Annotated in this window: 16 protein-coding genes; 14 read left to right on the forward strand and 2 right to left on the reverse strand. The window is 34.9% G+C overall.

From position 1 onward, the window contains the following. The 14 genes from KO02_RS16620 (at position 1) to KO02_RS16685 (ending at position 11818) form a co-directional block, all read left to right on the forward strand. On the forward strand, positions 1-1425 hold the full coding sequence (locus tag KO02_RS16620; RefSeq protein ID WP_038700080.1) for a TolC family protein: 1425 nt from the start codon (positions 1-3) through the stop codon (positions 1423-1425). A gap of 330 nt (positions 1426-1755) precedes the next feature. Further along, complete coding sequence (locus KO02_RS16625) at positions 1756-2535, forward strand: alpha/beta fold hydrolase (RefSeq protein ID WP_038700082.1); 780 nt, start codon at positions 1756-1758, stop codon at positions 2533-2535. Positions 2536-2829: 294 nt separating this feature from the next. Then, entirely contained in the window at positions 2830-3492 is a 663-nt protein-coding gene (locus KO02_RS16630; protein ID WP_038702874.1) for a MarR family winged helix-turn-helix transcriptional regulator, read from the forward strand. 77 nt (positions 3493-3569) lie between these two features. Beyond that, positions 3570-5069, forward strand: a complete 1500-nt coding sequence (locus KO02_RS16635; RefSeq protein ID WP_038700084.1) for a phytoene desaturase family protein — start codon at positions 3570-3572, stop codon at positions 5067-5069. Continuing rightward, positions 5053-5889 carry a phytoene/squalene synthase family protein gene (locus tag KO02_RS16640; protein ID WP_038700086.1) on the forward strand — a complete coding sequence of 279 codons (837 nt, stop codon included), beginning with the start codon at positions 5053-5055 and terminating at the stop codon, positions 5887-5889. The genes KO02_RS16635 and KO02_RS16640 overlap by 17 nt, the downstream gene beginning before the upstream one ends. Continuing rightward, entirely contained in the window at positions 5886-6353 is a 468-nt protein-coding gene (locus KO02_RS16645; RefSeq protein WP_038700088.1) for a hypothetical protein, read from the forward strand. The genes KO02_RS16640 and KO02_RS16645 overlap by 4 nt, the downstream gene beginning before the upstream one ends. Beyond that, complete coding sequence (locus KO02_RS16650) at positions 6350-6817, forward strand: SRPBCC family protein (protein ID WP_038700090.1); 468 nt, start codon at positions 6350-6352, stop codon at positions 6815-6817. The genes KO02_RS16645 and KO02_RS16650 overlap by 4 nt, the downstream gene beginning before the upstream one ends. A 2-nt stretch (positions 6818-6819) precedes the next feature. Next, the gene (locus tag KO02_RS16655) at positions 6820-7275 is read left to right on the forward strand and encodes a sterol desaturase family protein (RefSeq protein WP_038700092.1); all 456 of its coding nucleotides are present in this window, start codon (positions 6820-6822) and stop codon (positions 7273-7275) included. Then, positions 7275-7976, forward strand: a complete 702-nt coding sequence (locus KO02_RS16660) for a lycopene cyclase domain-containing protein (protein WP_038700094.1) — start codon at positions 7275-7277, stop codon at positions 7974-7976. The genes KO02_RS16655 and KO02_RS16660 overlap by 1 nt, the downstream gene beginning before the upstream one ends. Then, positions 7960-8526: a lipocalin family protein gene (locus tag KO02_RS16665; RefSeq protein WP_038700096.1), complete on the forward strand. Its 567-nt coding sequence runs from the start codon at positions 7960-7962 to the stop codon at positions 8524-8526. The genes KO02_RS16660 and KO02_RS16665 overlap by 17 nt, the downstream gene beginning before the upstream one ends. Then, positions 8516-9811: a cryptochrome/photolyase family protein gene (locus tag KO02_RS16670; protein WP_038700098.1), complete on the forward strand. Its 1296-nt coding sequence runs from the start codon at positions 8516-8518 to the stop codon at positions 9809-9811. The genes KO02_RS16665 and KO02_RS16670 overlap by 11 nt, the downstream gene beginning before the upstream one ends. A gap of 29 nt (positions 9812-9840) precedes the next feature. Continuing rightward, positions 9841-10368 (forward strand): isopentenyl-diphosphate Delta-isomerase, encoded by a 528-nt coding sequence (idi, locus tag KO02_RS16675; protein WP_038702876.1) that lies wholly within the window; start codon positions 9841-9843, stop codon positions 10366-10368. A gap of 71 nt (positions 10369-10439) precedes the next feature. Further along, a complete protein-coding gene (locus tag KO02_RS16680) occupies positions 10440-11006 on the forward strand; it encodes an RNA polymerase sigma factor (RefSeq protein WP_038700100.1) in 567 nt (188 codons plus the stop codon). 2 nt (positions 11007-11008) lie between these two features. Next, positions 11009-11818 (forward strand): anti-sigma factor domain-containing protein, encoded by an 810-nt coding sequence (locus KO02_RS16685; protein WP_038700102.1) that lies wholly within the window; start codon positions 11009-11011, stop codon positions 11816-11818. A 66-nt stretch (positions 11819-11884) separates the two neighbouring features. Here KO02_RS16685 and KO02_RS16690 read toward each other — a convergent pair whose 3' ends face one another. Together KO02_RS16690 and KO02_RS16695 are read right to left on the reverse strand one after the other, a co-directional pair. Continuing rightward, positions 11885-12718 carry a ferritin-like domain-containing protein gene (locus KO02_RS16690; protein ID WP_038700104.1) on the reverse strand — a complete coding sequence of 278 codons (834 nt, stop codon included), beginning with the start codon at positions 12716-12718 and terminating at the stop codon, positions 11885-11887. Between the two features lie 18 nt (positions 12719-12736). Beyond that, positions 12737-13459 (reverse strand): ferritin-like domain-containing protein, encoded by a 723-nt coding sequence (locus tag KO02_RS16695; protein ID WP_038700106.1) that lies wholly within the window; start codon positions 13457-13459, stop codon positions 12737-12739. Positions 13460-13710: the final 251 nt, after the last annotated feature.

Raw genomic sequence — 13710 nt, forward strand, 5'->3', positions numbered from 1 at the left:
ATGAATATAAGAGCAAACATACTGATGGTTTTCATCTTACCCCTTGTTATGTGGTCTTGTAAAACCGAAAAACTGATCAACAACAAAGATCTTGCCCCTAGCCTTCCGACTCACTTTCGTGACCAGGAAGAAGGAGCAAAAGAAATAAGTATCAGCTCCATTCCGTGGCGAGACTTTTTTCAAGACCGCATCTTACAAGATCTGATTGACAGTGCCATCCAACATAATGTAGACATGCAGCTTGCCATTAAAAACATTGAGTCATCACAGCTGATGTTTAAACAGGCAAAAGCCAACTATCTTCCCAATCTGCAATTGCAGATAAAAGCCAATAGTACCAATCCTTCCAACAACAGTATGAATGGATTGAGTCTCGGTCAGTTTTTAGGTCAAAACCATGTTGAAGATTATACAGCATCGTTAGGACTATCTTGGGAAGCTGATCTATGGGGAAAGATCAAGAGTCAAAATACAGTAGCATTGGCTTCTTATTTACAAACCGAGGAAGCAAAAAAAGCAGTGCAGACGCAATTGATTTCACAAGTAGCGCAAGGATACTATCAATTACTTATGCTATATCAGTTTCATGAGATTGCGCAACAAAATCTACGTCTCAGTGACAGTACATTGCGTATTGTCCAACAACAATATGAAGTTGGCGACATTAGTATGTTGGCTGTAGAACAGGTCGATGCACAACGTCTAGCAGCTGCCAGCCTCATTCCAGATTTCGAACAGCAGATCCATATACAGGAAAATGCACTTCAAATCCTCAGCGGTAGACTACCACAGGCGATTAAAATCGAAGAAAAACTGGCCAATATTCAACTTACAGAAAATTGGTCTGCTGGAGTACCCGCCGATCTATTAAGTCGTAGACCTGATGTTAAACAAGCAGAGCTAGCCGTGACAAGCGCCAAAGCCTATCAGCATTATGCCAAAGCAAAGATGTATCCTTCATTGGTCATCAGTGCCGAAGCAGGAATCAACGCATTCAAAAGCAGCAATTGGTTCAATATACCGGCTTCCTTATTTGGCGCTGTTGCAGGTAGTATTACACAGCCTATATTTCAACGTCGTGAACTAAAAACACAATACGAAATCGCACAAATTGATCAAGAAAAAAACGTCATCCGATTCAAACAAACGGTTATCACAGCGGTTGGAGAAGTTTCCGATGCTTTGATTTCAATTCAAAAATTGAAAGAAAAACAACAGATCACACAGGAAAGAACCAACCGATTGAAGAAAGCCATTCAGCATGCCGATTTACTTTTCGAAACCGGTATGGCCACATATTTAGAAGTCATCACAGCACAAAGCAATATGCTGCAAAGTGAATTGGAACTTGCACAAGTCAAGAAAGCCGAACTTTCTGCCGTTGTATCGCTTTACCGATCGTTAGGTGGCGGCTGGGCTCAATAATTAATAGCTTACAGTATAAACTAAGATAAATGACGGTAAAAAAATCAACAAAAAATCCGTTACAAAAAACCAGTCTTAGTACATGTTCACCAACAGAAGTAACTACCAAGCACCCCTCGCTCATCAAGGCGAAAATGTTGATTGGCAACTAGATCTGGTAGAATAAGTAAATTTACATTCCTAATAATCAAGAAAGCCATCCAAAAAGAGGATGGCTTTCTTGATTGATATATACGATAGCCCTTAAACAGACGGAGTCAATCACTCCTATAAATTAATTTTCGTAATTTTGGATAAGCAACACAATCATTCATTAAAAACGGATTAACATTGGAAGAATTACAGTATAGCAAGATATATGGTGCTGAAAATAACGGGATCCCATTAGTGGTCATACATGGTCTATTTGGTATGTCGGACAATTGGGGAACCTTTGGTCGCAGTTTCGGAGAAAACAGACAAGTGCATCTCTTGGACCTGCGTAACCATGGTCGCAGTTTTCATAGTGATGAAATGTCTATCGAAGTGATGGTAGATGATCTTTCCGCTTATATCGCGTCAATCGGAGCTGACCAAGTATATCTATTGGGCCATTCATTAGGGGGTAAGGTAGGCATGCAATTTGCCATTGACCATCCTGAAATAATGGCTAAGTTGATTATTGCAGACATTGCACCTAAAGCGTATCCACCACATCACGAAGATATATTCAATGCTTTATGTGCAGTCGATATCGGATCAAAAGAAAATCGAAAGGATGTACAAACAGCATTGGAACAATACATTAAAGAACCTGGCGTAATTCAATTTCTATTAAAAAACGTCTATATCAAAGAAGATAGAAGTTTGGGATGGCGTTTCAATTTAGAAGTGTTACAAGGTAAATACGAAGATTTCATCACCGTTGGTGTCAAGTCCGGTATCTTTAAGGGACCCACCTTATTCCTTGCCGGAGAAAAATCAAGATATATCCTTCCGGAAGACAAAGCTCATATAGAAGCTCAATTTCCACAAGCCGTGATAAAAACTATTCCCAATGCAGGACACTGGGTCCAGGCAGAGAATCCACAGGCATTTGACGCTTTCGTAGAAGAGTTTTTAGATCAATAGGAAAATTATATTTCAAAAATCCTTCTCTAGATAGAGAAGGATTTTTTTATCAATTCCAATCATCCCATTATAACATATATATAATTGCTGATGTTCTTCAGCCCTTATTGTATATATGTATATCAATTCTATCCCAAATAGATTTTATTAAGCCTCCAACACATAAATTCATTGAGATTAGAGAGATATACTGTACTCATCTTTAAGCTATATCCAGAAAATCATAAATTAAATAATGTATATTAATATACTAATTAATTAAAAATAAGTATATTTGTATATTATATTATGAATATGAATTATACTCTTGTTAAAGATGTTCTTGATTTAATTGAGAAATTTGAAATAGAAAATTTACATGCTGATGCATATAGTCAACAAGTCGATGGGTTTAAAAAATGGATTATAGACAATTCCAGTAATGAAATAGATCAGGAGCCTAATTGGGAAGGAAAAGAAAATGGTCGAAGTCCTGAAAGTGTTATCAATACTTTGATTGTACATATGAATAGGTATGCCAAATCTTATTCCAAATCAGCTATACATGGTTCAGCATTTGCCACGCAAGAGGATTTTATCTATCTCATCAACTTAAAGGCATTTGGAAAGATGAAAAAAATGGAGTTGATAAAGAGAAATGTACATGAAAAACCTGTTGGTATGCAAATTATTAATCGACTAATAAAACAAGGATGGGTGAATCAAACTGATTCAGAAACAGATAAGAGAAGCAAGCTTCTTGATATTACGGAAAAAGGATTAATGGCATTAGAGCAACAAATGAATCGAATAAGACAAGCTAGTACCCTTGTGACCGGAGATTTGAACCATAACGAAAAGATGGAATTGATTAGAATCTTAAACAAGCTCGATCGTTTCCATCAAATAATCTACGATAAAAACATCGAAGCCGAGCATCTGATTGCTGAAACTTTAAAAAGTAAAAGATCCTATTAAAACATTTCACCATATACCCAATCATTATTGGAAGAAACAAATGAGGTGAAAAGAATTACAGATAGAGTAAAGTCAATATGAAAGCAAAAAAGAAAATAGCTATTATAGGTTCTGGGTTCTCTGGGATGTCTGCAGCTGCATATGCTGCACAATCGGGATATGAAGTTCATGTATTCGAAAAACACAATCAGCCAGGAGGTAGAGCTAGGCAGTTTTCTACAGAACAAGGGTATGTTTTCGATATGGGTCCAAGCTGGTATTGGATGCCTGATATTATGGAAAATTTCTTCTCAGATTTTGGTTATAAAACATCAGATTTTTTTGAGTTGATTTCTCTAAATCCACAATTCGAAATGATTTTTGATGATGAAAAGATTTCAATACCTAAAAAATATGAAGACTTAAAAATCCTATTTGAAAGTATTGAAATTGATTCAGGAAAACAATTAGACAAATTTATGCAATCTGCTAAATTCAAATATGAAATTGGAATGCAAAAATTCGTTAATAAACCTTGTCATAATTGGAGTGAATTCATTTCACCTGAAATCTTAAAAAGCGCTTTAAAACTTGATCTATTGACCAATTTCAGAACCTACATAGCTAAATACTTTAAAAACCAAAAATTAAGAACATTAATGGAATTTCCTGTAATATTTCTAGGTGCTTCGCCCAAAAATATTCCAGCTATGTACAGTTTAATGAATTATGGAGGTTATGCTTTAGGAACTCACTATCCACTTGGAGGATTCTATCAATTGGTATTAGCGATACAAAATATCGCCGAAAAGCAAGGCGTATCTTTTCATTTCAATCATACTTTAGAAAAAATAAACTCCGAGAATGGAAAAATAACTTCTCTGATTATAAATGGTGAAAGTTATAAATTTGACGCCGTCATTGCATCGTCCGATTATCATCATACAGAAACACTATTACCAGAAAATCTTAGAAATTACAGCGATAGATATTGGAGACAAAGAACTTTCGCTCCCTCCAGTCTAATTTTTTATTTAGGCATTAAGGACATAATTCCTAATCTCAGACATCATACACTTTTTTTTGAAAATGAAATAGATGGACATATTGATTGTATCTATGGGAATAAAAAATGGCCCGAAAAACCTTTATTTTATTGTTGCTGTCCTTCTAAAACAGACCCGAATGTTGCACCACAAAATAGAGATAATTTATTCCTATTAATGCCTTTAGCAATTGGGTTAAATGATGATGAGAATACAAGAGAAAAATATTTACTAGAGATGCTTTCAAGAATTGAAAAGCACACAGGAATAAGCGATTTATACTCAAAAATTGAATATAAGAAAAGCTATTGCGTGAGCGATTTTATTTCAGATTATAATGCATACGGTGGAAATGCATATGGCCTCGCCAACACATTAGGACAAACGGCAGTATTAAAACCAAAAATTAGAAATAAAAAAATAAGTAATCTTTTTTATACTGGTCAATTGACCGTGCCCGGCCCAGGAGTTCCACCGTCTATAATATCAGGCAAATTAGTAGCTAATGAAATGAATATTCTAATAACGAATTACTATGAAAAAACTATTTGATGAACTATCTTACGAAGTAAGCAAAAAAACCACCGAAAAGTATAGTACAAGTTTCTCTTTAGGTATACTTGCATTAAAACCAACTATTCAACCTGCTATTTACGCTATCTATGGCTATGTGAGATTAGTCGACGAAATTGTTGACAGCTTTCACGATTACGATAAAGAGAAACTATTAAATAGATTGAAGATAGAGACATATTATGCCTTAAAAGAAGGTATTTCACTCAACCCTATTTTACAATCTTTTCAGGAAACATTTAATCGATATCGTATTGACAAAGATCTATTAGACCAATTTCTTCACAGCATGGAAATGGATCTGCAAAAAATAGAATACAATTCGACACTATACAATGAATATATCTATGGATCTGCTGAAGTCGTAGGACTGATGTGTTTACAAATATTCACAAATGGTGATAGGGAATATTATGAAGAATTAAAACCTTATGCTATGAAACTCGGGTCGGCTTTCCAAAAAGTCAATTTTTTAAGGGATTTAAAAGATGACTATCAAACACTGGGACGTACTTATTTTCCTAATATTGATATGGTCATGTTCAACAATTCCGTAAAAAGTCAGATTGAAGATGAAATAGAATTAGAATTTAAGGAGGCTCTAATAGGCATAAGAAAACTACCTAAATCATCCATGTTTGGTGTATATCTAGCTTATAAATATTATTTATCTTTATTTGAAAAGATAAAAAGCAAATCCTCTGCAGAAATTTTAGAAAATAGGATTCGAATTCCAAACTCTTATAAAGCCTACGTTGCATTAAAAAGCTATTTACGCTATAAAACAGCATTCTTATGAAAATATCTATCTTAATAATGCTCATCACTTTTTCACCCCAGATCAATGCACAGCCCAAATGGATAGATCTGGATATCGTACGAACGAATTACGGTAAGGCCGTATCTGATAAAAAGTTGTGCATGCTTATGATAAAACAATTACATACAGTTAAAAGCAACCCCATCTATCTGGGTTATTTAGGAGGTTTTCAGACGATACGGGCCAAGCATGTTTTCAATCCACTGAAAAAGCTCAGTACATTTAAAGAAGGAAAGAAAAATCTTGAGCTTGCCATCACACAAGAACCACAAAGTGCTGATTTAAAATTTATTCGATTGTCCATTCAAAAAAATACACCTTCTTTTTTAGGATACTCTAATCAAATGGAAACAGATATTATATTTATCAAAATACACAAAAAACAAATTTCATCCAATATCGTATTATTAAATATAGACAACCTAATGGATCATAAGTCATGAGATACAAATTATTAAGAGAGCAACAACTTAATTGTGATTTAGATACGGCTTGGGATTTTTTCTCATCGCCACACAATCTCGAGAAGATAACACCAAAAGAGATGCAATTTATCGTATTATCAAAAGACAATAATCATACTATTTATGAAGGGCAATTGATAAATTATACCATCTCACCGATACTAAAAATTCAAATTAAATGGAGAACCCGCATCACACAAGTTGATCCCAATATTAGTTTTACCGATTTCCAAGAGCAAGGACCTTATAAATATTGGAATCATTTTCACGAGTTTCTACCGAATGAAAAAGGAGTTTTAATAAAAGATACAATAACGTATGAACTACCATTCGGAATATTGGGTACCATTGCACATCAACTTTTTGTTAAAAACAAATTAAATAAAATTTTCAAATATCGTTTTGAAGTTTTAGAAAAAATGTTCAACAGAGTTAAATCATAATTATGAATTATTTAATTATACTCTTTGTTTTTATATTAATGGAAGCTGCTACTTGGCTTATTCATAAATATATTATGCATGGTTTATTATGGGTTTTACACAAAGACCACCACGACCACAGCAACATAGGCAAACTCGAAAAAAACGACTATTTCTTTGTCATATTTGCCTTGCCGACTATTATATTGATGTATTATGGTTCATTAGCAGATTTCAATCATCTATTTTATATTGGTTTGGGAATCATGCTCTACGGCATAGCCTACTTTTTTGTACACGATATCTTTATCCATCAGCGAATTAAGTGTTTTTCCAAAACGAAGAACCCTTACTTCTTAGCAATACGTAGGGCTCATAAACAGCATCATAAACATACTAATAAACATAATGGTGAATGTTTTGGGTTTTTATATGTTCCTATCAAATATTTTAAAATGTATTTTAATTCACCAAAATAATGACTGCATATACCTATTCTTTGGTTTTATTTTTCACGATTATCATTTGCTTTTTCGCATCATTTGATAAAAGGATTCTTTTTAATCATCACTTTGGCGCTTTCCTTAAAGCCTCCATACTGGTAGCCACACCTTTTATCGCTTGGGATATCTGGTTCACATCAATGGGTGTTTGGTGGTTCAATACAGACTATACACTCGGCCTTAACCTAGCAGGATTACCACTAGAAGAATGGTTGTTTTTTCTCCTCATTCCATTTTCCTGTATTTTCACTTATTTCTGTTTTGACAAATTTTTCAAACTAGATTGGTTAAGTGCTTTGAATAATATTGTCGTTTTCATCAGTGTGATTACTTGTTCAGTAATTGCTCTTTTGCATCACGATAAAATTTATACCCTTACTACCGCTGTAATTACGATAACCACCCTCCTATATTTACATTTTATAGCTCGGGTAGATTGGATTGGAAAGGCATCTCTGGTTTTCAGCATATTGATGTTAGGTTTTTTTCCAGTAAATGGTATATTGACAGGTTTCGGCTTAGACTCTCCTATTGTAAATTATAATCCTAAAGATTTTTTAGGGTTTCGTATCCTAACGATTCCTATTGAAGATGCTGTCTATGGCTATACACAATTCTTATTAGTTCTATATTTTTTTAAACTCTTTCAAAAACAACAAAATGAATTTACAAAATAAATGGATTATTCCGACGGTTTTGCTTATTAGTATATCAACACTCTTTTTTTCCTGTACATCCATTCCAAAAAGCGCCACGGCCATTCAAAATTTTGATGTCAACCGTTATCTCGGTACATGGTATGAAATTGCACGATTTGATTTTCGATTTGAAAAAGACTTAGATAATACTTCGGCACAATATAGCTTAAATGAAAAAGGAAATGTAGTTGTCCTGAATAGCGGCTATAATTTTAAAAAGAATGAATGGAAAAAAGCGGATGGCTTAGCGAAGTTCAGAGGAGATAAAACCATTGGTGCACTAAAGGTGAGCTTTTTTGGACCTTTCTATTCGGGCTATAATGTGATTGCATTAGATGATGACTACCACTACGCACTGATTGCAGGAAAGAATTTAGATTATTTATGGATCTTATCTAGAAACAAAACTATACCAGAAGAAGTGAAGTCAAATTTTTTAGACATAGCGACTCAGATAGGTTACGACACGAAGAAGTTACTATGGATCAAGCACGATAGAAACAACAACCCTTATCTGAATGAAAAATAAAGTATCCCTATTCTGGTTTCGCAGAGATCTACGGTTGGAAGATAATGTAGGTTTATACCACGCACTTTCTTCAGCATTCCCCGTTGTGCCCATTTTTATATTCGATCAAGCTATCTTGGATAAATTGGAGAATAAAAAAGATAGAAGGGTAGATTATATCCATCAAGCCTTAACAAACATTAATCTAGAATTGAATTCACTGGGTTCAACTTTGAAGACCTTTCATGGCAATCCATTAGAAATCTACAAAATACTTGCTGATGAGTTTGCTATTCAAGCCGTTTATTGTAACCGTGATTACGAACCGCAAGCCATTGCTCGAGATACGGAAATCTATGATTTTTTTGCTAATAAAAACATTCCTTTTAAGGCCTATAAAGACCAAGTCATTTTTGACAAAAATGATATTCTAAAGAAAGATGGCAGCCCTTATACGGTTTATACACCATATTCAAAAAAATGGAAAGAAAATTTAAGCCCTAAAAATTATCAATCATTAGAAATAAATTTCACAAATTTTTACAAACAGACACGCTCAATAATCCTTTCTTTGCATGACATCGGTTTTGAAAAAACAGAGTACCTTTTCAACCTTCCAACATTAGATTCCTTGATTATTGATGAATATGATCAATTCAGAGATTACCCTACCCTTCAAAAAACAACGCAATTAGGTATTGCTTTACGTTTTGGCACCATCAGTATCCGTAAATGTGTCAGATTTGGTTTAGCACATAATCAAACCTGGTTGTCTGAATTGATTTGGAGGGAATTTTTTATGCAAATCCTTTATCATTTTCCCAGAGTCGTTAATCAATCCTTTAAAAAACAATATGATCATATCCAATGGCGCGATGATGAACAAACATTTGAATTGTGGTGCCAAGGAAAAACAGGCTACCCGATTGTTGATGCGGGCTTGAGGCAGCTTAACGAAACTGGATTTATGCACAATCGGGTCCGAATGATTGTGGCGAGCTTTTTATGCAAGCATCTACTGCTAGATTGGCGTTGGGGTGAAGCTTATTTTGCACAAAATCTGAATGATTATGACCTATCTGCCAATAATGGTAATTGGCAATGGGCAGCAGGTTCAGGTTGTGATGCAGCCCCTTATTTCAGAGTGTTCAACCCCACAATTCAAGCCGAAAAGTTTGATAAAAATTTCACTTATATCCACAAATGGGTTCCTGAGTTTGGAACAGACGCCTATCCACACCCGATCGTTGAACATAAATTCGCAAGAGACAGAGCGTTGCAAGTATTTGGAGAAGCATTAAAATAAAATTATCTTACATCTTAATGATTATAAAAATGGAAAGAAATAAAGTAATTCTGGTCGATGAAAATGACAGCGTATTAGGTGAAATGGACAAAATTGATGCCCATAAACAAGGTCATTTACATAGAGCATTTTCGGTTTTTATCTTTAATAATAAGGGGGAGTTATTGCTACAGCAAAGAGCAGAGCAAAAATATCACGGTGCCGGTTTGTGGACAAATACCTGTTGTTCGCATCCACAACCGGGAGAAGATGTCTTAACTAGTGCAGAAGAGCGGTTAAATCATGAAATGGGATTACAGAGCACGTTGAAATTTTCACATGCTTTTGTTTACAAATCCGAAGTTGAAAACAACTTGATAGAACATGAATATGACCATGTCTTTACAGGCTATATAGCTGGTGAGCCAAACATAAACAAAGATGAGGTGCAGGACTATAAATGGATGAGCTTGAGTGAAATTTTGGAAGATATCAAAAATAGCCCAGAAATTTATACCTCTTGGTTCAAAATCGCATTACCACAAGTCATTATTGATATGGAAAAAAATGTACTTTAAATAGTAATTACTTGTTTCCATCAAATATTATCATCATATTTATATATACAATCTTATACACCTAGGTAAACTTGAGCCCTTTACATAATCTTTCGGAAGAAACATTGATCACTTTATTAAAGAGAAAAGATCAACGTGCTTTTAATTATCTTTATGATAATTATTCGAAAGCATTATATGGAGTTGTTTTCCGCATAATACCATACAATAATTATGCAGATGAAGTAATTCAGGATGTATTTATGAAGATTTGGAAATATTTAGATTTATTTGATGCCGATAAAGGGAGACTCTATACCTGGATGATCAACATTGCACGCAATACGGCTATAGATTATAACAAATCTAAAAATGTAAAAAATGATCAAAAAAACCAGTCGCTATCTAATATCGTAAATAGTAATGAGGAACAAAATTATTCGCAGTCGGATCAAGTTAAAAAATTAGATTACATTGGATTTAAGAACGTACTAGATCAACTTAGGCCAGAATGGCGTATTTTAATCGAGCTGGCTTACTATGAAGGATATACACAGCAAGAAATTGCTGAACACCTCGATATTGCATTAGGTACAATAAAAACACGTACACGGTCTGCACTTTTACAGTTGCAGCAGTTGTTAAAAGAATATCAATAATTTTGGATATTAAAGAATACATATCATCAGGGATCATTGAATCTTACGTCTTGGGGCTTGCTTCTGAAGAAGAAATAAGCATATTGACCTGTATTTCGAAAAATAACCGCGAAGTGCAACAGGCAATTATAGATGCACAGATTACATTCGAATTGCTTGCCGATGCACAAGCAATGGAACCTCCCGCAAAATTAAAAGATTCCATATGGTCTAAAATCAAAGGTGAAGGATCTGTAATAGAAGAGCATCAAAATCATCAATCAGCTTCAACAACAATTGATAATAGCATCGAAACAGCTAACAAGACATCAAGATATCAATGGGCTATTGCGGCAAGTGTATTATTGGCCGTTAGTATCGGTACAAATCTATATTTATATTGGAACAATGAAAACCATAAAACAGAAATTGTCAAGGTAATAACAGAAAAAAACATACAAAAACAAGCCCTTAATCAGCTGTATGACAGGTTAGCATTGCTTCAAGATTCCAACGTAAAGAAGATTTTACTAAAAGGCGTAGAAAATAAACCGACATTAGCTGCAGTTGTATTCTGGAACCAAGAAACAGCTGAAGTATATTTGAGTCTGGATAAGATGCCAACACCTCCACAAGGAAAACAATATCAACTCTGGGCCATGGTAGACGGTAAGCCTGTAGATGCAGGCATATTCCCATTAGATTCAAAAACAATAGACCTGAGTAAGATGACCAATATACCGAAAGCACAAGCATTTGCCATTACATTAGAGGATGAGGGTGGCAGACCTACCCCTACACTTTCAGAATTATGTGTGATGGGCACTATTTAATACTGAAGTTAAAAAAAGAGCTCCCAATCCATATTGGATCAGAAACTCTCTCTTTAAAATTACACACTAATTTTTAATAAATAATTGCGCAATATTCAATACGGCCTCAGCAGCTAAAGGTTCATCAAAAGATTGTGTTGCAGTAGCTAGGGATATATTTCCCATCGCGCCCTTCAAAGTTGTTATGTCAACACCTCCTTGCACTTTATTATCTTCCCCCATATATACAGGATCCACAACAGCACCAATTCCGCTATCATTTGCACCAGTTATCCAAGGTTTTTGATTAGCCGCTGCACCACCCCTTGCCCTACGCATCTGGCGAATGTGCGATGCGTGGCGAGCTTCGACAGAATGGATCTGTAATGCAGCCGTTAGTACAACCCTATTTCCGACTAATATACCCGCTTGCCCCTTATAAGCACGTACACCAGTATCTTCAAAAGCTTGTGCCAAAGCCAAGAAGGTATCATAATCACTAAAGACATTGGCAAACGTACCTCCCGCAGTAAAATCAAACGTAGGTTTAGAAACAGCTTTATCTCCCAATACCTGTTTCAAAAATTTGACATGTGCATTTTCATGATCACGAATGGTTGTTATTGCTCCTAACGGTCTACCTGCAGGAATCAGATTAGGAGCTGCTACACCCATAGTATAGTATTCTGCTTCAAGATACTCCAAAGTTAATGCATAGTTCAACACACCATTGACATCTGTTGGTGCCGTAGCACCATAAGCTTTCGTAAATAGATTATTTATAAAAAAGGGCAAAGAAGCCAAGGTGACCTTTTTTCCAAAAGAAGCCATATTCCGAATAACTTCTCTGCGTGGATTAATGCGATCGGTAAATTCCGGATCAACATTATTTATTTCGTTAAATACATTTAAAAGATTCATAACAATAAAATTTAAAGGTTAATAAGTGGGTAAATCCTTTACATCAATTTTCGATTTGATAAATGGAGCTGCAGCTTGAAGTACCTGAGTAGGACTTTTTGCAAGATCAAGACCATTTGAATTAATGACTTCTTGATTTGCAAAACTACCGTTATCAATTAAATCTCGGATTAAAGCAGCATGTCTAGCCTCCACAGATACTATTTTCCCCGCTAAAAGTAGATATCCAGTATCTTTAATCAACCAACCTGCACCATTATAGGCCGATACGCCTAGATCTTCAAAAGTTTTCGCCGTACCTAGGACACTTTCACGACTTGAAAAATTAATCCCCGAAAGGTTAAATTCCAAACTTGAAATAGCCTTGGCACCAAGCGCTTTTTTAAAAAACTCACGATGCGCAATCTCATGATCTCTAATATCCGTAAAGTAAGTCTTCTCCAGATCTGAAATACCTGAATAAGGACTATTTACCACTTGCATATAAAATTCAGCTTCCAGCTGTTCCAATGCGTAAGCATAATTTAAGATTGCGATATCGCCACTACCAAAATAAAAACCATCAGCACCCATATCGTCATCATCGTGACGATCTTTTTTACAACCAACTACGCCCAATAATGCGACACCAGCTAATCCTGCACCGGTAAATTTTAAGAAATCCCTTCTCCGAAGGTCTTTTTTATCGAGATGTTCTTCTTTATCGATTAAACACTCTTTTTGAGATGACAATTTTTCCATAACATATTCGTTTTAGTGTATAATTTTAGTCTTTAAACCTATATACGAGAACTCTTTATGTTTTGGATTGCTGAAAATGATATTTAAGAAAAAATATTAATACAAACTTTTTATAGGGATATAAAAGCCTTCTACCAACAGACCATACATACCAAAAGACAATTCCATAGGTAACTTCCTATCCTAACGCATCGTCCACTCGTCAATAACAGCTATTTAAGCAGTAGCGTCCTAAACGTTGAAAAAAGTGG

Source organism: Sphingobacterium sp. ML3W (genome assembly GCF_000747525.1).
GTDB lineage: Bacteria > Bacteroidota > Bacteroidia > Sphingobacteriales > Sphingobacteriaceae > Sphingobacterium.

Coding starts and splice junctions, on each gene's coding strand:
- KO02_RS16690 (WP_038700104.1), bottom strand. CDS start 12,718: ATGAATCTTTTAAATGTATTTAACGAAATAAATAATGTTGATCCGGAA.
- KO02_RS16655 (WP_038700092.1), top strand. CDS start 6,820: ATGAATTATTTAATTATACTCTTTGTTTTTATATTAATGGAAGCTGCT.
- KO02_RS16630 (WP_038702874.1), top strand. CDS start 2,830: ATGAATTATACTCTTGTTAAAGATGTTCTTGATTTAATTGAGAAATTT.
- KO02_RS16670 (WP_038700098.1), top strand. CDS start 8,516: ATGAAAAATAAAGTATCCCTATTCTGGTTTCGCAGAGATCTACGGTTG.
- KO02_RS16650 (WP_038700090.1), top strand. CDS start 6,350: ATGAGATACAAATTATTAAGAGAGCAACAACTTAATTGTGATTTAGAT.
- KO02_RS16635 (WP_038700084.1), top strand. CDS start 3,570: ATGAAAGCAAAAAAGAAAATAGCTATTATAGGTTCTGGGTTCTCTGGG.
- KO02_RS16695 (WP_038700106.1), bottom strand. CDS start 13,459: ATGGAAAAATTGTCATCTCAAAAAGAGTGTTTAATCGATAAAGAAGAA.
- KO02_RS16665 (WP_038700096.1), top strand. CDS start 7,960: ATGAATTTACAAAATAAATGGATTATTCCGACGGTTTTGCTTATTAGT.
- KO02_RS16620 (WP_038700080.1), top strand. CDS start 1: ATGAATATAAGAGCAAACATACTGATGGTTTTCATCTTACCCCTTGTT.
- KO02_RS16645 (WP_038700088.1), top strand. CDS start 5,886: ATGAAAATATCTATCTTAATAATGCTCATCACTTTTTCACCCCAGATC.
- KO02_RS16640 (WP_038700086.1), top strand. CDS start 5,053: ATGAAAAAACTATTTGATGAACTATCTTACGAAGTAAGCAAAAAAACC.
- KO02_RS16660 (WP_038700094.1), top strand. CDS start 7,275: ATGACTGCATATACCTATTCTTTGGTTTTATTTTTCACGATTATCATT.
- idi (WP_038702876.1), top strand. CDS start 9,841: ATGGAAAGAAATAAAGTAATTCTGGTCGATGAAAATGACAGCGTATTA.